This is a genomic window from Halorubrum aquaticum (genome assembly GCF_900113615.1).
GTDB lineage: Archaea > Halobacteriota > Halobacteria > Halobacteriales > Haloferacaceae > Halorubrum > Halorubrum aquaticum.
Genome location: NZ_FOPZ01000029.1, coordinates 1 through 18,391 on the forward strand (window position 1 = coordinate 1; position 18,391 = coordinate 18,391).

Genomic DNA, 18,391 nt, shown 5'->3' on the forward strand with positions numbered 1-18,391 from the left:
CGCGACTGGGAAGAATACGTCCAAAGCCCCAGCCGCGAGGACTCGCGCGGCTCGCTGTGCTCCTCGTCACTCACTGCGTTCGCTTCTGCGGTGCTTACTTCACCGGGCTTCGTCCTTCCGAGAGACTTCGTCTCTCGACTTCCCGCTCGCTGTGCTCGCGGGAATCGCGACTGCCCCTTTGAGTCCCACCCTACACAGCACCGCACCCGCACCTCATGCCTCCCCAGCCTCGTCGCCGGCGGCAGAGCCGCCGGCTGCCAGAGGCGCGGAGCGCCTCGCTGCCGCTCGCTCCGCTCGCGGCGTCCCTCGCGGGCGGTTCGCGGTCGCCTACGGCGACCACTCACCGGCGCAGGGCGAGAGCGAAGCTCTCGCTTGAAGCCGGCGGCTCCGCCGCCGGCGACGCCACCGCAATCGATCGCTCACTCCTTAGACTGTACTGAACAGCGTGGATCGATCGAGTCCCCGACGGAGCCGTCGAAGACGATTGATTTGACCGTTCTCCAGCAGTTTTTCGAGGAGTGGTCCCGAAGAAACGGACGACGCGGGAAACGGGGCTACCGCAACCGGAAGTAGACCGCTCGCCACCCGCCGAGCGCGACCGCGCCGGTCACGAGGATGACCGCGACGAAGGTGGGGGCGACGCCGCCGCGGAACACGAACGCGCGCAACGCGAACCCGACGGCGGCCGCGGGGATCCACGACCGCACGACGAGCGGGACGGACGACTTCGCCGTCTCCACCGCGCCGGCGGAGTACGCGCCGACCAGCGGCGCGAGGAGGACCCAGCCGATCAGGAAGGGAGCCCACACGCCGAGCAGGTACGTCGGGTTGCTCGCGAGGAACTCGGCCGGTCTGTGGCTGAGCGTCCCCACCGTCAAAAGCGCCATCAACACCAGGACGTCGCCGATCGCGAGCGGCGCGGCCGCGCGATCGAGACGTCGTGCCAGAAACGACTGGTCGTCCATACGCCCCCGTCGGAACCGCCCCTACTTTGTACGTACGGATCCGCGCCGCGGAACGGGGTGGGGGAAACGGGACGGGGCGGGACGGAATGCGGAGTCGAGGAGCGCTACTCGTACAGCGGGTACTCCCGACAGAGCTCGACGACGCGCTCGCCGACCTCGTAGATCACGTCCTCGCTGTCGGCGTCGTCGATCACGCGGTAGATGAGGTCGCCGACCTCCTCGATCGCGTCCGCGTCGAAGCCGCGGGTGGTTATGCCGGCCGTCCCCGCGCGGATCCCGGAGGGGTCGAACGGCGAACGGGTCTCGTCGGGCACCGTGTTCCCGTTGAGGACGACGTTCGCGGCCGCGAGCGCGTCCTCGGCGTCACCGCCCGAGAGGTCCGGATGCGACTCGCGGAGGTCGACCAACACGAGGTGGTTGTCGGTGCCGCCGGAGACGAGCGAGAGCCCGTGGCCCTGGAGCGTCTCCGCGAGCGTCTCGGCGTTGTCGACGACTGCCTGTGCGTACGCCTCGAACTCGGGCTCGAGCGCCTCCTTGAACCCGACGGCCTTCCCGGCGACGTTGTGCATCAGCGGGCCGCCCTGTCCGCCGGGGAACACCGCCTTGTCGACGTCGTCGGCGAACTCCTCGTCGCACATCACGATCCCGCCGCGGCCGGCGCGGATCGTCTTGTGGGTCGAGCCGGTGACGAAGTCGGCGATCCCGACCGGAGACGGGTGGACGCCGGCCGCGACGAGCCCGGTGATGTGCGCGATGTCGGCGAGGTGGTAGGCGTCGGCCGCGTCGGCGGCCGCCTGTATCGCCTCCCAGTCGACCGTCCGCGGGTACGCGGAGTAGCCGGAGACGACGATGTCGGGGTCGAACTCCTCCGCGGTCTCGCGGAGCCCCTCGTAGTCGATGTACCCGGTCTCGGGGTCGACCTCGTACTGTTCGACCTCGTAGATCTGCCCGGTGAAGTTCGCCGGGTGGCCGTGCGAGAGGTGCCCGCCGTGGTTCAGGTCCAAAGAGAGGACCTTATCGCCCGGCTCGAGCACCGAGTAGTAGACCGCCTGGTTCGCCTGCGTCCCGGAGTGCGGCTGGACGTTGACGTGTTCGGCCCCCCACAGCTCCTCGGCACGCTCGATCGCGAGCTCCTCGACCTCGTCGGCGTACTCACAGCCGGCGTAGTAGCGCGCACCGGGGTAGCCCTCGGCGTACTTGTTCGTGAGGACGCTCCCTTGCGCCTCGAGTACGGCCTCGCTGACGTGGTTCTCGCTCGCGATCATCGCGAGCGTCTCCTCCTGTCTCGTTCGCTCGCCGGCCAGCGCGTCCGCCACCGCCGGGTCGACCGCCCGGAGGTTCTCGTTGTCCATACTCCTCGTCGCGTTCGACGGCACATTAAGCCTGTTCGTCCGCGATCGAGAGGGCCACAGGGGTGCCGATCTCCGGATCACTCGATTTCATCGGGTAGAAGCCCCCAGAAGACGTTGTTCGCTCTCCAATTCCCGTTAATATTAAATAGATATCCGGATTGTATACGAGGAGATAGATGGTGTCGAATTTATTGGAATCGGACGTGGAAGACGTCCTCGATGCGGCGTTCGCGGGGTCGGACGAGGAACTGTTCGTGGTCGACCCGCCGGCGTCGACGATCGTCTCGCTCGTCGACGCGGCCGTCGATCGAGACGACCTCCCGGAGATGTCGATGCTCGCCGACGAGCGCGTGCTGAAGGACGTCATGGACGACTTCCTCGTCGCCTCGAAGGCCGCCGACCTCCTCGAGTCCGGAGCGTTGACGCTTCGAGTCCTCCCCGAGGACGTCGAGAACGCGCTCTTCGTCTCCGAGTCGAAGGTCGTCGCGCTCGTGAGCGCCGGCGACCGCGTCGCCGCCCTCTCGACGACGGACGAGACGTTCGTCTCCGAGGTGTTCGAGACGCACCGCGCCGCGTTCGAGGACGCCGAGGAGTACGCGCTCCGCACGCCGTCGATCAGCCGCGTTCGCGAGACGATGGCGGCCGACATCGGCGAGGACGTTCGCGACGACTTCGACGACGTGCTCGCGTCCCTGGAGAGCGCGAGCGGGAACGACGTCGGGCTCGACGAGGTGACCGTCTCGCTCCTCGTCGCCGCGCGCAACGACGTCCTGTTGTACGACATCTCGAAGTGGGGCGAGGACGTGGGGATCGCCTCGAAGGCGACGTTCTCCCGGACGAAAACGCGGCTCGAGGACGTCGGCGTCATCGACACCGAGAAGGTCCCGATCGACGTCGGCCGACCGCGACTCCGACTCAAGCTCGGCGACGACCGGCTGGTCGGCGTCGACGCCGAGGAGTTCGCCGCCGTGGCCGCCGAACTGCTCGCGTAGTCGTCACCGTCTTCCCCGCCGCGATCACGTCCTCGCCCCTTCGCCGTTCTCCCGTCATCCCCGTCCCCGCGGGCTTTTTTTCCTTCCTTCCCGTCGACCGCACATGGACATCGGACTGGTCGGCGACGGCCCCGCGGTCGAGGCGGTCGAGGCCGCGCTCGCCGACGTCGACGTGAACGTGATGTCGGTCGAGCCGTCGCTGCTCGACGGGTTCGACCTCGGCGTCGTCGTCGACACGACCGGGTCGGCGGCGTTCGACGCCGCGAACGACCTGCTCGACCGCTGGGTCGCCGTCGAGGTCGGCGGGCTCGGCGGCGTCCCGCTCGCGGACGTCGACGCCGCCGTAACGGTCCTCGAGGACGCGTGTTACGACTGTCTGCGTGACCGGGTCGCGAGCGGCGGCGTGGAGGCGGCAGACGCGCCGAAGGGAACGCGCTCGGCGGTGCGGTACGCGGGCGCGGTCGCCGGCCGGACGGCGATCCGGCTGCTCGCGGGCGAGCCCGTCGGCGATACGGTCCGCGAGGTCCCCGGACCGACCCGGTCGCTGCTTCCGGTTCCCGGCTGTGGCTGCGGCTCCGAACCCGGTGCGGCGCTCCCGCGCGGGGGCGAGACTCGGTCGGTCTCCGCGGCGATAGAGCGCGCGGAGCGGGGGGTCGACCCCCGGATCGGGCCGATCGGCGAGGTGGGCGAACGCGAGTCGTTCCCGGTGCCGTACTACGTCTCACGCGTCGCGGACACGACCCGGTTCTCGGACGCTCGCGCCGCGGAGTTCGCCGCCGGGGCCGACGACGACTGGGACGCCGCGTACATGAAGGCGCTCGGCGAGGGGCTCGAGCGCTACGCCGCGGGCGTCTACCGGGAATCGGCGTTCACGACCGCGACCGCGGCCGACGTGCCGAACCCGGTCACGCCTGACGCGTTCGTCCGCCCGGACGACGCGGAACCGTACTCGTCGGAGGACCGGCTCGCGTGGACGACCGGCGAGCGGCTGGTGGCCGGGGAGCGTCCGGGCTCCGGGGAGGTCGTCAGCCTCCCCGCGGAGTTCGTCCGCTTCCCGCCGCCGGAGCGCCGGTACCGACCCGCGATCACGACCGGGCTCGGCCTCGGCAACACCGGGTCGGAGGCGGCGCTGTCGGGACTCTACGAGACGATCGAGCGCGACGCCACGATGACGACGTGGTACTCGACGACGGAGCCGCTCGGGCTCGAGGTCGACGACCCGGTCGTCGAGCGGCTCGAGAAGCGCGCCCGCGCGGAGTCGCTGTCGGTCTCGACGCTGCTCGTCACGACGGACGTCGACGTGCCCGTCGTCGCCGCCGCGGTCCATCGCGACGGCGAGTGGCCCCGCTTCGCCGCCGGGTCGGGCGCGGACCTCGACCCGGTCGCCGCGGCCCGGAATGCGGTCGCGGAGGCGCTCCAGAACTGGATGGAGCTCCGGTCGATGGGAAAGGAGACCGCCGCCGATCAGGGGGCCGCGATCGGCCACCACGCCGACCTCCCCGACGCGACCCGGGAGTTCTTCGACCCCGACGCGACGGTCCCGGCGGCGGGGCTCGGGGAGCCCGCTCTCGTCGGGGACGACGCGGGGGACGGCGAGACGGATGAGGCGAGAGACGGCGGGACGGATGACGTGAAGGGCGGCGGGACGGACGAGGCGAGAGACGGCGGGGTCGACGAACTCGACGCGGTCGTCGACCGGGTCCGGTCGGTCGGGCTCGACCCCGTCGTGGCGCGCACGACGACCCGCGACGTGGCCGCGCTCGGCTTCGAGGCCGTTCGCGTCCTCGTCCCCGGCGCGCAGCCGCTCTTCACCGGCGACCCGTTCTTCGGCGAGCGCGCCCGCGAGGTGCCCCGGTCGATGGGGTTCGAGCCGACGCTCGACCGGGAGTACCACCCGTTCCCGTGAGCGGTCTCGAGCGGTCCCGTGAACGAACGGAACCCCGGCCCGCCCCGCGAATTTAAGTGACGCCGCGTCGCGGTGGGTCGTATGGACATCGTGTCTTCCGACGAGGTCGAGTCGACGGAGGCGGTCCCGGGCGTCCACCTCACGCAGGGGGCCGCGGGCGACGAGGCGAGCATCCAGCGGTTCTACATCGAGCCGGGCGCGGAGGTGCCCGAACACGACCACCCGCACGAGCAGGTCGGCACGGTCACGGCCGGCGCGCTCACCTTCGTCGTCGACGGCGAGGAGCGGACGGTCCACGCGGGGGACACGTTCGCGATCCCCGGCGGGGAGCCGCACGCGGCGGTCAACGAGGGCGAGGTCCCAGTCGAGGGGTTCGACGTGTTCTCGCCGGCGCGGCCGAACCCCGACTGGGAGGAGTGAATCGGTCGGCGCGGTGAACGCTCGCCGCAACCACAACCGCACCTCACGCCTCCCCAGCCTCGGTCTCGGCGACCCGCCGAAACCGCTGGCGGGGTCGCCTCGACCTCCCTCGCGCGGTCTCTCGCCGGCGGCGTTGCCGCCGACTGTCGGAGGGACCTCCGGTCCCTCCCTACTCACGCCCCGTCGGGCGCTCGGAGGCACGCGCCACCGCACGGTCGGTTCGTGATCGAGAAGGCGGTTTTCGCCCCCGTCTCGGTTCCTTTTGTACGTCCGGGTCGAACGCGGGGACGACGATGGCACTCGCGAGCGCCGGCGCACGGCTCCACTTCGGCTTCTGTAACCTCAGCCTCTCACACGAGCGCCTGTACGGCGCGCTCGGGCTGGCGCTCGCGGAGCCGCGGGTGACCGTCGAGGCGGTCCCCGCCGAGTCGACGTCGGTGACCGTCGAGGACGACGCGCTGGCCGCCGCCGACGGCGGTGTGACCGGGATCCGCGCCGAGACGCGTGCCGACGCTCGGGACGGCGTCCGCGCCGACGCCCGCGAGTACGCCGCGACCGCCGCCGACCTGCTCGACGTTCCGGGCGCGACCGTCACGGTCCGGGCGTCGCTCCCGCGGCACGCGGGGCTGGGAAGCGGCACGCAGCTGGCCGCGACGACGCTCGCGGCGATCGCCAGAGCGCACGACCGGGAGCCGGCGGTCAGGGATCGGGCGCCGGCGCTGGGTCGTGGCGGTCGCTCCGGGGTCGGCGTCGCGGCCTTCGAGGCGGGCGGGTTCGTCCTCGACGCGGGTCACCCGACCGCGCGGTTCACGACCGACCGACCGGCCGACGGGGAGTGGACGGTCCCGCCGGTCGCCGCCCGTCACGCCGTTCCCGACGACTGGCGGTTCCTGCTCGTCCGACCGGACGCGGAGCCGGGGCGAAACGGGGAGAGCGAGGACGCCTCGATGCGGGCGGCCGTCGAGCGGGCGGAACCGAGACTCGCCGACCGGATCGCCGGGATCGTCACCCGCCGAGTGTTGCCCGCGATCGCGAGGGGTCGCACGGAGGCGTTCGGCGCGGCGGTCGCGTCGGTGGGACGGCTCAACGGCGCGTGGTACGCCGACGAGCAGGGAGGCGTCTATCGGCCGCCCGTCGGCGACGTGGTCGCGTCGCTGTCGGCGTCGCCGGCGGTCTTCGGGGCCGGGCAGTCCTCCTGGGGCCCCGCCGTCTACGGCGTCACCGACGCGGACCGCGCCGACGCGGCGAGGGAGGCGGGCGAGCGCGCGCTCGAGGCGGCGGGCGTCGGCGGGAGCGTCTCCGTCGTCCGGGGCGCGAACGAGGGGGCGTGGGTCGGGGACGGCTCGGAGAGCCCCGACCGCGACGAGGGACAACACTAAGCGGGCCCGCGACCCGTACCGAGGTATGTCGAGTGTCCCGTTCGGCGTCGCCCGACTGGATTCGATCCTGGAGGGCGGCGCGCCGCCCGGAAGCGTGGTCCTGCTCGCCGGCGAGTCGGGGGCCGGCGCTCGGGAGTTCCTCTACACGAGCGCGGCGATGAACGCCCTCGGGCGGACCGACGAGGAGCTGTTCGACCTCTACTACGGCGACCTCCCCGGCGACGCGACGATCCCGCCGGAGATCCATTACCTCTCGTTTACCGCCGGCGAGGAGGCGCTGACGAGGGAGATGGGGTACACGCTGGCCGAGGAGGTCGTCGACGCCGCCGCCGAGGGGATCGAGTTCCGCGACCTCTCGCCGGAGTTCTTCCAACTCAGCCCGATCCCGCGGGAGTGGTACGAGGGCGAGACGACGACGATCGCGGACCTGGGCGATCACGGGCGCTACGACGACGTGCTCACCGCCTTCGGCGATTACCTGACCGAACACGCCGCCGGCAACGTGGTCTGTATCGACTCCGTGACCGACCTCGTCTCCGCCGCCTCCGACGACATGGAGTGGAGCGACATCGCGATGGTGATGAAGGGACTGAAGAAGGCCGCCACCGGGTGGCAGGGGCTGATACTGGTGTTGGTCAACGAGGACGCGCTCACCGACCGCGAGTTCGGGACGCTGATGGACGCCGCGGGCGGGACCCTCCAGTTCACCTGGGAGAGCGGCGGGTCGAAACGCGCCCGGACCATGTTCGTCCGGGAGTTCCGCGGCGTCCTCTCGCGGCTCGAGGAGGAGAACATCGTCCGGTTCGAGACGGAGGTCCACGACGGCGGGTTCGACATCAGCGACGTCCGGAAGATCCGGTGAGCGGGGAGTATCGATCCGGAGAACCGCGCGACAGGTTACTTAAGTCTCGCCGCCGAACGTGACGTAGATGCAGGGGTATCGTGATGAGTGATCCCGACGGCGGGGGGACCGTCGAGGACGCGATCGAGAGTGCCACCGGGGGAAGCGACGGGGTCGACGCCACGGGTCCCGAGAGCGACGGCCACGGCGCGACGACCGCCGAGGAGGTCGAGGAGGTCCGCACGGCGCTCGCCGACCTCCGGGAGACGACCGATCGACTGGAGGAATCCGTCGGATCGCTGCGATCGGACCTCGAGTCGCTCGACTCGGCGATCGACGAGGACGTCGAGGACCTCCGGGAACGGTTCGTCCGACTCTACCGTGATCTGGAAGGGAAGGCCGGGACGGACCACGAACACCCCGAAACGGCCGACCGGCTGGAGACGGTCGCGGCCGACGTGACGGCCGCCGCCGAGCGGCTCGACGGCGTGGAGACGCGAGTCGAGTCGGTCGAGGAGGCCCTCGATCGGGTCGACGCGACGGTGACGGACCTCGAGACGAACGTCGGGGCGATCGACGACCGCGTCGCGAGCGCCGAAGGCCGGATCTCGGACACCGACGATCGAGTCGCGGACGCGGAGGACCGGCTCTCGACGGTCGAGGAGCGCCTCTCCACGGCCGAAGACCGCCTCGAGGACCTCGCGGCGGCGGGCGAGGACCGCTCGGAGAAGCTCTCGCGGGTCGCGAGCGCGGTCGTCCGGGCACAGCGGGAACTCCGGACGGTTCGACGCGACCGCGCCGACCGCGAGCGGCTCGATTCGGTCCTCCGGACGGCGAACCGCCACGGGGTTCGAAAGGCCGACTGCGCCGAGTGTGGGAACACGGTCCGCCCCTCGCTCCTCTCGGAGCCCGAATGCCCCTTCTGTGAGGCCCGGTTCGACGACCTCGACCCCGCGGACCGGTTCTACCGGCGGTCGACGCTGACCGTCGACGACAGGCCGGCGCTCGAGGGCGACGTCGCCCCGAACGCCGACGAGGGGGAACGCGATGGAGAGGAGACTCGCCGTGACGGGGAGGGGATCCGCCGTGAGGGAGAGGGGATCCGCGAGGACCCGGAGGGCGACGAGCGTGACCGGGGCGAACGATGAGCGACGGTCCCGGCGATCGAACGGACGACTCGACCGATCGGACGGACGCCGATCCCTTCGAGGAGATCGACGACGAGCACGGGACGGACCTCTTTACTCGAACCGACGAGGCGGACGGGATCGGCGCGGACCCCTTCTCGGCGCTCGAAGGCGAGGAGGCGTCCCCGGCGGACGACGCCGACCTCTTCGACCGGATGGAGGTCGACGAGGTCGACGTCGACGGCGTCTGGGAGGCGCTGGACGAGGACGTGAGCGACCTCGACGGAACCGCCGGAGCGTCGGCCGCGGCCCCGCGCGAAGCGACCGACCACGTCGTCGACAAGCGGACGTACTGTCACCGCTGTCCGTACTTCGCTGATCCGCCCGAGACCGCCTGTACCCACGAGGACGCGTCGATACTCGAGGCGCTCGGTTTCGAGGAGTTCCGGGTCCGCGACTGCCCGATGGTGACCGACGACGGTCCCCGGTTCGACCGGCACGGGCGGCTCGACGAGTGACGCGGGAAGCCGGGCGACCAACGGGGAGCATAAGGCCGTCCGGAGCGTATCGCGAGGAAATGCAGTTCTGTGACGACTGCGGCTCGATGATGGTCTCGCGGGACGGCGTGATGGTGTGTCGAAACGACGACTGCGGGGCGACGACCGAGCGCGACGAGGAGCTCGCCGAACGGTTCGAGTCGACGACCGAACAGACCGGCGAGGAGCTGATCGAGACGGAGGAGGGGGCGAACTTCGAGGGGAAACCCACCGCCACCGACGTCGTCTGTGAGGCGTGCGGCCACGACGAGGCGTGGTACACGATCAAACAGACCGGCGCGGCCGACGAGCCGCCGACCCGGTTCTTCAAGTGCAAGGAGTGCGGCCGCCGCTGGCGCGGATACAACTGAGTCCGATGCGCCCGCGACGCCGACCCCTGCTCGCGTTCGTGGCGGCCGTCGTTCCCGTCGTCGCGTTTCTGGCGGGGCGCGCCGTCGGCTTCTGGCGCGCCAGACTCGCCGCGGGGCGGCTCCTCGCACGGCTCCCCGACGACGTTCCGAACCACGTCCGGGTCCTCCCACCGCCCTCCGACGAGTACGTCGGAACGCTTCCGGTTCCGCCCGCGGCGGCGCGACGACGACTGCCCCGTGCCGGCTTCTCGGAGCTCGTGCGCGCGTACTTCCACGCGTACGACCGCGAGGGCGACCGCGTCCACGAGGTGGGCAGCTTCGTCCGGCGGCCGGACGGGCTGACCGGCGACCACCAGCTCCACGTGCGGCTGTTTCCCGCGTCCGACGGAACCACGGAAGTGTGGGCACACTGGGAGCGAAACCCGTACGTCGCTCCGCTCGCACACCTCCGAATGGAAGGGTACGACCCGGCGGAGGGAGAGCGACGGGTTCGCGACCTGCTCGACGACCTCCGGTGACTCCCGGTCGGCGAGGCGTTCCGAACGTCTCGAGTGTCTACGAGCGGAGCAGGCTCCGCCCGTCGAAGTCGGCCGACTCCGCGTCGACCTCGAGCATCTCGAGCAGCGTCGGCGTCAGATCGAAGAGGTCCACGTCGTCGATCGCGACCCGGTCGTCGTCGGTGAACAGGCACGCGTTCGAGAACTTGTGCATCCCGTTTCGCGGCCCCTGACTGAACACCGACTCCTTGCGGCCGAACCCGGACTTCAGGTCGAAGCCGTCCTCGGGAACGACGACCACGTCGGGCGCGATGTCGTCGGCCGGTCCGTCGAAGACGTCCTCACCCTTGTGGATCTGCGCACAGACGGGTGACCCGTCCGGACCGGTCATCGACTCGAGGTCCTCGATGAGCCGGTCGCGGACCGCCTCGTACTCCTCGTCCGGCACCGCGCCGTTCGGCTCCCGGCCCTCGAGGTTGACGAAGAACCGGCCGGGAATGAAGGAGAAGACCTCGGTGTCGGCGCCGATGTCGGCGAGCTCGTCGGGGTCGTCGCCCTCGTAATCCAGGTAGCCGTTCCGCGCGAGCCACTCGTTACAGTTCACCTCGTGGACCAGCTCCGTGAACCCGTGGTCGGAGGCGATCACGAGCGAGACGTCCTCGGGGAGGTCGTCGTAGATCCGCCCGACGTAGTCGTCGAGCGAGCGGTAGAACTCGAGGAACGCGTCCGCGTCGTCGGTGTCGTTCGCGTAGTCGCCGAACAGGAAGTGGTTGACCCGGTCGGTCGTCATGAAGACGCCGAAGAAGAGGTCCCAGTCGTCCGCGGAGAGGTAGTGGTCGAAGACGTCGTACCGGGCGTCGAGCGTGTCGTGGGCGTTCTCGAGGAACGCCGACTTGTCCTCGTCGTGGCCGAGCTTCGCGTCGACGTCGATGACGTAGTCGTGGTCCTCCAGGACGGACTGGACCTCGGCGTCGCTCGAGGCGTGCTCGACGGAGGGCGAGAGGAAGCCCGAGACCATCCGCTGGACGTCCTCCTGCGGCGGGAACGTCACGGGGACGTTGAGCACGGTCGCGTCGCCGCCGTCCGCGGTCACGCGGTCCCAGATCCGGGTCGCCCGGACGTGTTTGCCCATCGGCACGTACGTCTCGTCGGAGCCGATCTCGCGGTCCTGGAAGCCGTACACGCCCGTCTTGCCGGGGTTGACGCCGGTGGTGAGGCTCGGCCAGCAGGCGCTCGATTCGGGCGGAACGATGCTGGAGATCCGGCCGCCGGTTCCCTCGTCGGCGATGCGGTGGAGGTTCTCGAAGACGTCGGGGTGGTCCTCGACGAGGTCGTACGGTACGCCGTCGATGCCGAGGAAGACGACGCGCGGGTCGTCGTCGCCGCGGAGTCGATCGAACAGGCCCATGATACCGGGAGAGTCGCCCCCGCGGTGGAAAAACACGTCGGAGACGGCACGGACGGCGGAGACCTGTGACGCGTCCGCTTCCGCTCGATCCGCGTCGGTCGGTCGCTCGGTGCTATCGGCCGCCGATCGTTACATGTAGCCGAGGTCGCGGAGCCGCTCCATCAGGTCCTCCTTGTCCTGGGCGCGGCCGGCACGCTCGGTGGTGTTCTCGAGGTCCTGTAGCCAGGCGGGCTCGCCGGTGGTCTTCTCCGTGCTGACCTCGCTGCCGAGCGAGCGGAACCCGGCGAAGTACTTCGGCGAGATCGGCACGTCGGACTGCTCGACGCCCTCGGGGAGGTCGTCGGCGGACTCCGGGACGTACCCCTCCTCGGGGAAGCCCTCGACCGTCTCGGGGACGACGACCTGCCAGAACGCGTCCCACACGTCGCGCTCGTCGAACTGGAGGATGGGCTGGATCCGGTCGTGCGGCGGGTAGATGTCGGGGTCGTGTCGTGGCGAGAAGAACGTCTCGTCCGCGCGCGCCTCCTGTTCGTCCCAGCGGACTCCCGAGATCACGCCGTCGATGTCGTACTCCTCGAGGGCGTCGTTGAGCGCGACCGTCTTCAGCAGGTGGTTGCCGACGTAGGTGTCGAGCAGGAACGGGAACGTCTCCTCCTCGTACTCGAGGATCTCCCGGACGTGGCGTTGGTTGTGCTCTGAGAGCGCCGAGACCGGGACGTCGTCGCCCGGCTCGAGGCCGTGTTCCTCGACGTACGCGCCGACGTCGTCGTTGCGCGCGTACACGAGGTCGATCCCCCACTCGTCGGCCCAGTGCTCGACGAAGTCGGTGATCTCGTCGAAGTGCTGGAAGTGGTCGATGAACACCGCGGTGGGTTTGTCGTAGCCGAACTGCTCCGCGACTTCGTTGATGAAGTACAGCGTGAGCGTCGAGTCCTTCCCGCCGGTCCACATGACCGCGGGGTTGTCGTACTGCTCGAGGCCGCGCCGGGTGACCTCGATCGCCTTCTCGATCTTGTGCTGGAGCGACGGATAGTCGCCGGGATCCTCGCCCTCGCCGTCCGCGTAGTCGACGTCGATCGCCTCGGGGAAGTCGCTCATTCGCTTACGATACCGGGTGCGATGAAGAAGGGTTTTGTGATTCATCGCGCTCAGACCTCATGTACACGGTTCACACGGTCCGTGAGCGGAGTCTTCACGTGGAACGCGAGCGGAGGCCTTCGGGACCGCAACGGGGATCCGGCCCGAACCGCCTCGCCGCACACGTTTTTGTACGATCGGGCTGATGTCGTGTCAATGGCAACCACGACGGACGGGGCCACGACCGGCAGCGTACCGAGCGAGATGCGTCACCTGCTCCGGGTGAACCTCTCGGAACGAACCGTCGAGACGGAGGAGGTCCCCGAGACGTACCGGAACGCGTTCGTCTCCGGGAAGGGGCTCGGGGCCGCGATGCTCCTCGACGAGCTGCCGCCCGGTACCGATCCGCTCTCCCCGGAGAACCCGCTGTTCTTCACGTTCGGCCCGCTCACGGGACACGCGCCGGGCACCTCGCGGTACGGCGTGGTGACCAAGTCGCCGCTGACGGGCGCGTTCGTCGACTCGTACTCCGGCGGGCACTTCCCGTCGATGTTCCGGTTCGCGATGCCGAGTTACCTCGGCGTCGTCTTCGAGGGTAGCGCCGACGAGCCGGTCCTGCTCCGCGTCGACGACGGCGAGGTCTCGATCGAGGACGCCGACCACCTGTGGGGGAGCCACGACGCCCGCGAGACGGCCCGGGAGTTCGCCGACCGCGACACCAAGGTCGCCGCGATCGGGCCGGCGGGCGAGAACGAGGTGAAGTTCGCGACGATCTCGAGCGACGAGGCCTCCCACCACGCCGGTCGCGGCGGCGTCGGCGCGGTGATGGGCAGCAAGAATCTCAAGGCGGTGGTCGCCAGCGGGACGAAGCCGGACGACGGCGCGCTACAGGACCTCCGGATCGACCACATGCGGCGGCTCGGCAACGACGCGGAGGTCGAGTGGGCGCGGGAGGGCGGCACCCAACTCATCGTCGACTGGACCCAGGAGGTCGGCGCGCTCCCCTCGCACAACTGGACCGAGGGGACGATAGACGACGTCGAGACGCTCAACATCGACGCCTTCGAGCCGGGCCACCGGCGGCCCGACTCCTGTTACAACTGCCCGGTCGCCTGCGGGCACGTCACCGACTTCTCCGGCACCGACGTCGACGGGGCGTTCCCGGACGCCAGCGTCGCGTGGGGACCGGAGTACGAGACGATCGGGATGATGGGCGCGAACACCGACGTGACCGACGTGACGGGCGTGACGGAGCTCGCGGACCGCGCCGACCGGCTCGGGATGGACACGATCACGCTGGGGAACGTCCTCTCGTGGCTGATGGAGGCGAGCGAGCGGGGGCTCGTGGATTTCGACGTCGAGTTCGGCGACGCCGAGACGGCGGCGCGGGTGGTCGAGAAGGTCGCCCATCGCGAGGGGATCGGCGACGCGCTCGCGGAGGGGACCGTCGGCGCGGCCGAGCGCCTCTGTCCGGACGCCCCGGAAGCGCGCGAGGCCGCGGTCGAGGTGAAGGGAATGGAGCTGCCGGCGTACGACCCGCGCGCGTCCCTCAGCATGGCGCTCGCGTACGCGACCTCGGACCGCGGCGGCTGTCACCAGCGCGCCTTCCCGATCGGGTCGGACGCGCTGGGCGGGGAGCGCGACCCGTTCGACACCGAGGGCCACGCGGCGGCCGTCGTCGACGAGCAGAACGAGGGCGCGCTCTCGTTCAGCATGGTCGCGTGCGACTTCACCGCCTACGACTACGAGCGCGCCGCCGAGTGGCTCCAGCGGTTCGGCTACGACCTGACCGTCGACGACCTCGAGACGGTCGGCGAGCGGGCCTGGACGATGACTCGCCTGTTCAACCTGCGCGAGGGGTTCGATCGGGAGGACGACAGCCTCCCGGAGCGGCTGACGCGGCCGCTGGAGTCGGGCGGCCCCGCCGACGGCAACCGGGTCACCGAGGCGGAGTTCGAGACGATGCTCGAGGAGTACTACGACATCCGCGGCTGGACCGAGGAGGGCGTCCCGGAGGCGGCGACGATAGAACGGCTGGACCTCGAGTCGTTCGTCCCCGAGGAGGTCGATATCGGGGCATGACGACGATCGGAACCGGGACACGACTCGGAGCCGCCGGAGCGTGCTCCGGACCCGTTTCCGAACCCCTTAGTCGCTCGAGCCCCCACGTCAAGGTGTGCCTTCTTCAAAGCAGTCGTCCGATAGCGTGACCCGAGCGAGCGGGATGCCGGTCCTCGGGCTCGGCACCTGGGAGAACGAGAACCCGGACCAGTGCGCCGAGAGCGTCAGGACCGCCCTCGAGGCGGGGTACTGCCACGTCGACACCGCGCAGGCGTACGGCAACGAGGCGGCCGTCGGCGAGGGGATCGCCGCCGCCGACGTCGACCGCGAGGACGTCTTCCTCGCCACCAAGGTGTGGACCTCGAACCTCGCGTACGAGGACGTCATCGAGACGACGGAGGAGAGCCTCGAGAAGCTCGGCGTCGACGCCGTCGACCTGCTGTACGTCCACTGGCCGGCCGGAGCGTACGACCCCGAGGAGACGCTTCCGGCGTTCGACGAGCTCCGCGACCGCGGGCTGATCGACCGTGTGGGCGTCTCGAACTTCGAGCCCGACCACGTCGAGCGGGCCATGGACGTCCTCGATGCGCCCGTCTTCGCGAACCAGGTCGAGACGCACCCGTTCTGTAAGCAGACGGAGCTTCGCGCCCACGCCGAGGAGCACGGCTACGAGCTCGTCGGCTACTCGCCGCTCGCGCGCGGCACGGTGTTCGGAGACGACGTGATCGGGGAGATCGCCGCCGACCACGACGCCAGCGAGGCGCAGGTCAGCCTGGCGTGGCTCCGCGAGAAGGGCGTGACGGCGATCCCGAAGGCCACGAGCGAGGACCACATCGTCGACAACTGGGCGAGCCGCGGCCTCGAACTGACCGACGAGGACCTCGAACGCATCGACGGGATCGACCGGTACGACCGACAGGTCCACCCGGACTTCGGCCCGGACGCCTGGGAGTAGGTCGTCCGCGACGGAGTCGGCGGCGGACGCCGATCAGCGCGTTTTCTCGCCCGCGACCGAGCAGGTGTCGACCCCCAGAAGTGAGTACATCCCGCACGTCCCGGTCGCGGCGGTGACGAGCATGACGAGCGAGACGACGCCGAGGATCGGCGACGCGATCTCGGGGAGCGGGACGGCACCGGCGAGCGTCGCGAGCGAGACCGTTCCAAGCACCGCGCCGACCAGCGTCCTGACGAGCTTGTCCGTGTCGCCGACGTTCTTGTCCATACTGTACACTACTACTGGCACGGACTAAAGCCTGTCGACGATCGGTCCCGTGACGACGCCCCTGGAGGGCCGGCTTCACGGACGGTCCGGCCCGAGCCTCCCGGGAGGCGCCCGACGACCGTCACCGGATGACCGTCACCGGGACGACCGCCTTGTCGACGACGCTCTTCGCGACGCTGCCGACGACCTGCTCGCGCTCCTCGGAGAGCCCGCGGTGACCGACGAAGATCGCGTCGGCGTCGGTCTCGCCCGCGAACTCCGTGATCGCGTCCGCGGGCCGGCCGGTGAGCAACTGCGTCTCGACGTCGATCCCGGCGCCTTCTCCGTCGGCGACGTCGACCGCGACCGACCGCGCGTTCTCGAGGACGCGCTCGCCCTCCTCGACGGCCGCCTCCTCGCCGGGGAGGACGAGCGTGCCGTCGATCAGTTCGGAGTCCGGCGTCAACACGTGTGCGATCACGAGCGTGGCGTCGAACGCGACCGCCTGACGCGCGGCGTACCGGACCGCTTCGTCACCCAGCGTGGACCCGTCGGTGGCTATGAGGTAACGCATATCCGGAGGTTCCGCCGCGACCCACATAACTCCTGTCGGGCGTTCCCGTGCCGTGACTCTCCGCGGGTCGTCGCTCTCCCCGGGTCGCACTTCGCCCTCCGCTACTCCTGTTCCCAGTAGCCGACCGCGTCGTCGGCGTCGTAGTACCCCTCCAGCGAGCGTTCCTCCCGGCCGCCGGGCGGGGACCCGACGAACACGCCGAACGTCCCCGAGTCGGGGTACACGGTGACGTCCGGCTCGACCATCGTCGAGACGGCGAGGTAGCGGAGGACGCCCTCGGAGTCGTTGATCACCCGGTGGCCCCCGGACTCGTCGGCCGGGAGCGCGACGTACGTACCCGGCGTGAGGTCGTGGGTGTTCTTCGTCTCGAAATCGTCGTCTGCCTCGGCGTCGTCCGGGTCCGTCGCCAGCCGGATCGATCCGGTTCCCTCGAGGACGTAGATCGCCTCCTCGTTCGCGGCGTGGTAGTGAAACGGCCACGACTCGTGACCCACGGGCAGCTCGTACAGGCTACAGCCGAGCGCGTCGCCGCCGGCCGCCTCGCCGAGCTGCTTGCGCCTGAATCGCGCCTCGCCGCGATCCGTCTCGGTCCACTCCAGATCCGCCTCGTTCACGAGTCCCATGGCCCACCCACGGAACGGGAACGCAAAGTTCCGGGGGCGACGATGTCGACCGCGGCGTCGTTGACCTTTATCAGCCGTCCGCCCGAACCGAACGACGTGATCCCCTCCACGACCGGCCCGTTAGCACGCACGTCCCCGACGATTCACTTGAACCCGCCCGCCACCCGCCGATGTATCTGACCCTCCTCGGAGCCCTCTTCGCCGGGCTCGGCCTCGCGATGGCGTGGTACGGCCTCCGGCCGCTCGCGGTGCTCCCGCGGCTCCTTCGAGCCGAGGTCCGGCGACCCGAGGCGGTGACGGACGCCGACGAGGGGGCGTTCGTGGCGATCCGCGGAACCGCCCGCGCCTCCGACGAGGTCCTCTCGGCCCCGTTCACCGGCGACGACTGTCTCGGGTTCGAGTTCGAGGTCACCGAACGGCAGCCGTTCGCGATCGGGGTCTCGTGGCTCGACACCCACCTCGACGACGGGGTCGCGACGGGACCGTTCACGCTGGACGGTCCGGACGGGTCGGGCGGCGACCTCGCCGTCCGCCCGTCGCCGCGGCGGTTCGCGCTCGACACGGCGTCGACGGTCGTCCGCGTCGGCGCGAAGGAGACGCCTCCGGACCGGGTTCGACGGTTCGTGGACGCCCGGGAGGGACTCGATCCGGTCGCCGGCTGGATCGCGGCGATCCCCTTCTTCGGCGCTCGTCGCTACGTCGAGCGTCGGATCGATCCCGGGGAGACGTACCTCGTCGCCGGACGGGTCGATCGTGAGGTGGGTGGGGGACTCGGGCTCGCGGGCGACCTCGTGATCACGGACCGGTCGGTTCGCGGGCTCGCGCTCTCGCGGCTGTGGCGGGCCGCGTTCCCGCTCCTCGTCGCGGCCGTGTTCGTCGCCGTCGGACTGTGGGCGATCGCGGCGTGAGTGTGTGCCCGGCGGAGCAGTTCGCTCGGAGGTCGTTGTCGACGCGGGGAACACTGCTAAAGCCCCAGCCGCTCGGCTATACTCTGGTGCCTGCGCGGGGAACCCCTCCAAAGCCCCAGCCGCTCGGCTATACTCTGGTGCCTGCGCGGGGAA

General features: G+C 70.3%; 19 protein-coding genes. 12 read left to right on the plus strand and 7 right to left on the minus strand.

All coding sequences use genetic code 11. From position 1 onward, the window contains the following. Positions 1–554 precede the first annotated feature (554 nt). Together F3H10_RS15380 and glyA are read right to left on the minus strand one after the other, a co-directional pair. Positions 555–965, minus strand: a complete 411-nt coding sequence (locus F3H10_RS15380; protein ID WP_149785649.1) for a DUF3054 domain-containing protein — start codon at positions 963–965, stop codon at positions 555–557. Positions 966–1,069: 104 nt separating this feature from the next. Further along, positions 1,070–2,317 (minus strand): serine hydroxymethyltransferase, encoded by a 1,248-nt coding sequence (gene glyA / locus F3H10_RS15385; RefSeq protein ID WP_149785650.1) that lies wholly within the window; start codon positions 2,315–2,317, stop codon positions 1,070–1,072. 176 nt (positions 2,318–2,493) lie between these two features. Between glyA and tbsP the strand changes: the two genes are divergently transcribed. The 9 genes from tbsP (at position 2,494) to F3H10_RS15430 (ending at position 10,407) form a co-directional block, all read left to right on the plus strand. Continuing rightward, positions 2,494–3,309, plus strand: a complete 816-nt coding sequence (gene tbsP, locus F3H10_RS15390; RefSeq protein WP_149785651.1) for a transcriptional regulator TbsP — start codon at positions 2,494–2,496, stop codon at positions 3,307–3,309. Positions 3,310–3,412: 103 nt separating this feature from the next. After that, a complete protein-coding gene (locus tag F3H10_RS15395) occupies positions 3,413–5,215 on the plus strand; it encodes a YcaO-like family protein (RefSeq protein WP_149785652.1) in 1,803 nt (600 codons plus the stop codon). Between the two features lie 81 nt (positions 5,216–5,296). Continuing rightward, positions 5,297–5,635 (plus strand): cupin domain-containing protein, encoded by a 339-nt coding sequence (locus tag F3H10_RS15400; protein ID WP_149785653.1) that lies wholly within the window; start codon positions 5,297–5,299, stop codon positions 5,633–5,635. 293 nt (positions 5,636–5,928) lie between these two features. Then, positions 5,929–7,014, plus strand: coding sequence for a beta-ribofuranosylaminobenzene 5'-phosphate synthase family protein (locus tag F3H10_RS15405; protein WP_149785654.1), 1,086 nt, complete (start codon positions 5,929–5,931; stop codon positions 7,012–7,014). Positions 7,015–7,039: 25 nt separating this feature from the next. Then, complete coding sequence (locus tag F3H10_RS15410) at positions 7,040–7,876, plus strand: RAD55 family ATPase (protein WP_149785655.1); 837 nt, start codon at positions 7,040–7,042, stop codon at positions 7,874–7,876. A gap of 83 nt (positions 7,877–7,959) precedes the next feature. Continuing rightward, positions 7,960–9,003: a hypothetical protein gene (locus F3H10_RS15415; protein ID WP_149785656.1), complete on the plus strand. Its 1,044-nt coding sequence runs from the start codon at positions 7,960–7,962 to the stop codon at positions 9,001–9,003. Continuing rightward, positions 9,000–9,500 carry a hypothetical protein gene (locus tag F3H10_RS15420; RefSeq protein ID WP_149785657.1) on the plus strand — a complete coding sequence of 167 codons (501 nt, stop codon included), beginning with the start codon at positions 9,000–9,002 and terminating at the stop codon, positions 9,498–9,500. The genes F3H10_RS15415 and F3H10_RS15420 overlap by 4 nt, the downstream gene beginning before the upstream one ends. 59 nt (positions 9,501–9,559) lie before the next feature. Then, positions 9,560–9,889, plus strand: coding sequence for a transcription factor S (locus F3H10_RS15425; protein WP_142985666.1), 330 nt, complete (start codon positions 9,560–9,562; stop codon positions 9,887–9,889). 5 nt (positions 9,890–9,894) lie between these two features. After that, positions 9,895–10,407, plus strand: a complete 513-nt coding sequence (locus tag F3H10_RS15430; protein WP_149785658.1) for a hypothetical protein — start codon at positions 9,895–9,897, stop codon at positions 10,405–10,407. A 37-nt stretch (positions 10,408–10,444) separates the two neighbouring features. Here F3H10_RS15430 and F3H10_RS15435 read toward each other — a convergent pair whose 3' ends face one another. Both F3H10_RS15435 and F3H10_RS15440 read right to left on the minus strand, forming a co-directional pair. Then, positions 10,445–11,794: an alkaline phosphatase family protein gene (locus F3H10_RS15435; protein WP_149785659.1), complete on the minus strand. Its 1,350-nt coding sequence runs from the start codon at positions 11,792–11,794 to the stop codon at positions 10,445–10,447. Between the two features lie 129 nt (positions 11,795–11,923). Beyond that, complete coding sequence (locus tag F3H10_RS15440; RefSeq protein WP_149785660.1) at positions 11,924–12,892, minus strand: phosphoadenosine phosphosulfate reductase family protein; 969 nt, start codon at positions 12,890–12,892, stop codon at positions 11,924–11,926. Between the two features lie 195 nt (positions 12,893–13,087). On the opposite strand from F3H10_RS15440, the gene F3H10_RS15445 reads away from it, so the two are divergent. Then, on the plus strand, positions 13,088–14,953 hold the full coding sequence (locus tag F3H10_RS15445) for an aldehyde ferredoxin oxidoreductase family protein (protein ID WP_149785661.1): 1,866 nt from the start codon (positions 13,088–13,090) through the stop codon (positions 14,951–14,953). A gap of 142 nt (positions 14,954–15,095) precedes the next feature. Next, on the plus strand, positions 15,096–15,887 hold the full coding sequence (locus F3H10_RS15450; protein ID WP_149785666.1) for an aldo/keto reductase: 792 nt from the start codon (positions 15,096–15,098) through the stop codon (positions 15,885–15,887). Between the two features lie 33 nt (positions 15,888–15,920). On the opposite strand, the gene F3H10_RS15455 is transcribed toward F3H10_RS15450, so the two are convergent. The 3 genes from F3H10_RS15455 to F3H10_RS15465 all read right to left on the minus strand — a co-directional run bounded on the left by F3H10_RS15455 (position 15,921) and on the right by F3H10_RS15465 (position 17,330). After that, positions 15,921–16,154 carry a YgaP family membrane protein gene (locus F3H10_RS15455; RefSeq protein ID WP_149785662.1) on the minus strand — a complete coding sequence of 78 codons (234 nt, stop codon included), beginning with the start codon at positions 16,152–16,154 and terminating at the stop codon, positions 15,921–15,923. Between the two features lie 121 nt (positions 16,155–16,275). Continuing rightward, the gene (locus F3H10_RS15460; RefSeq protein ID WP_149785663.1) at positions 16,276–16,707 is read right to left on the minus strand and encodes a universal stress protein; all 432 of its coding nucleotides are present in this window, start codon (positions 16,705–16,707) and stop codon (positions 16,276–16,278) included. Positions 16,708–16,808: 101 nt separating this feature from the next. Beyond that, the gene (locus F3H10_RS15465) at positions 16,809–17,330 is read right to left on the minus strand and encodes a cupin domain-containing protein (RefSeq protein WP_149785664.1); all 522 of its coding nucleotides are present in this window, start codon (positions 17,328–17,330) and stop codon (positions 16,809–16,811) included. A 170-nt stretch (positions 17,331–17,500) separates the two neighbouring features. Here F3H10_RS15465 and F3H10_RS15470 point away from each other — a divergent pair, with 170 nt between their 5' ends. Further along, positions 17,501–18,238: an OB-fold nucleic acid binding domain-containing protein gene (locus F3H10_RS15470; RefSeq protein WP_149785665.1), complete on the plus strand. Its 738-nt coding sequence runs from the start codon at positions 17,501–17,503 to the stop codon at positions 18,236–18,238. Positions 18,239–18,391: the final 153 nt, after the last annotated feature.

Excerpts from the sequence above, each read along its gene's own strand:
- F3H10_RS15405 (WP_149785654.1), top strand. The coding sequence starts at position 5,929 with ATGGCACTCGCGAGCGCCGGCGCACGGCTCCACTTCGGCTTCTGTAAC.
- glyA (WP_149785650.1), bottom strand. The coding sequence starts at position 2,317 with ATGGACAACGAGAACCTCCGGGCGGTCGACCCGGCGGTGGCGGACGCG.
- F3H10_RS15470 (WP_149785665.1), top strand. The coding sequence starts at position 17,501 with ATGTATCTGACCCTCCTCGGAGCCCTCTTCGCCGGGCTCGGCCTCGCG.
- F3H10_RS15430 (WP_149785658.1), top strand. The coding sequence starts at position 9,895 with ATGCGCCCGCGACGCCGACCCCTGCTCGCGTTCGTGGCGGCCGTCGTT.
- F3H10_RS15465 (WP_149785664.1), bottom strand. The coding sequence starts at position 17,330 with ATGGGACTCGTGAACGAGGCGGATCTGGAGTGGACCGAGACGGATCGC.
- F3H10_RS15400 (WP_149785653.1), top strand. The coding sequence starts at position 5,297 with ATGGACATCGTGTCTTCCGACGAGGTCGAGTCGACGGAGGCGGTCCCG.
- F3H10_RS15450 (WP_149785666.1), top strand. The coding sequence starts at position 15,096 with ATGCCGGTCCTCGGGCTCGGCACCTGGGAGAACGAGAACCCGGACCAG.
- F3H10_RS15420 (WP_149785657.1), top strand. The coding sequence starts at position 9,000 with ATGAGCGACGGTCCCGGCGATCGAACGGACGACTCGACCGATCGGACG.
- F3H10_RS15415 (WP_149785656.1), top strand. The coding sequence starts at position 7,960 with ATGAGTGATCCCGACGGCGGGGGGACCGTCGAGGACGCGATCGAGAGT.
- F3H10_RS15425 (WP_142985666.1), top strand. The coding sequence starts at position 9,560 with ATGCAGTTCTGTGACGACTGCGGCTCGATGATGGTCTCGCGGGACGGC.
- F3H10_RS15440 (WP_149785660.1), bottom strand. The coding sequence starts at position 12,892 with ATGAGCGACTTCCCCGAGGCGATCGACGTCGACTACGCGGACGGCGAG.
- F3H10_RS15410 (WP_149785655.1), top strand. The coding sequence starts at position 7,040 with ATGTCGAGTGTCCCGTTCGGCGTCGCCCGACTGGATTCGATCCTGGAG.
- F3H10_RS15395 (WP_149785652.1), top strand. The coding sequence starts at position 3,413 with ATGGACATCGGACTGGTCGGCGACGGCCCCGCGGTCGAGGCGGTCGAG.
- F3H10_RS15445 (WP_149785661.1), top strand. The coding sequence starts at position 13,088 with ATGGCAACCACGACGGACGGGGCCACGACCGGCAGCGTACCGAGCGAG.
- tbsP (WP_149785651.1), top strand. The coding sequence starts at position 2,494 with ATGGTGTCGAATTTATTGGAATCGGACGTGGAAGACGTCCTCGATGCG.
- F3H10_RS15435 (WP_149785659.1), bottom strand. The coding sequence starts at position 11,794 with ATGGGCCTGTTCGATCGACTCCGCGGCGACGACGACCCGCGCGTCGTC.
- F3H10_RS15460 (WP_149785663.1), bottom strand. The coding sequence starts at position 16,707 with ATGCGTTACCTCATAGCCACCGACGGGTCCACGCTGGGTGACGAAGCG.
- F3H10_RS15380 (WP_149785649.1), bottom strand. The coding sequence starts at position 965 with ATGGACGACCAGTCGTTTCTGGCACGACGTCTCGATCGCGCGGCCGCG.
- F3H10_RS15455 (WP_149785662.1), bottom strand. The coding sequence starts at position 16,154 with ATGGACAAGAACGTCGGCGACACGGACAAGCTCGTCAGGACGCTGGTC.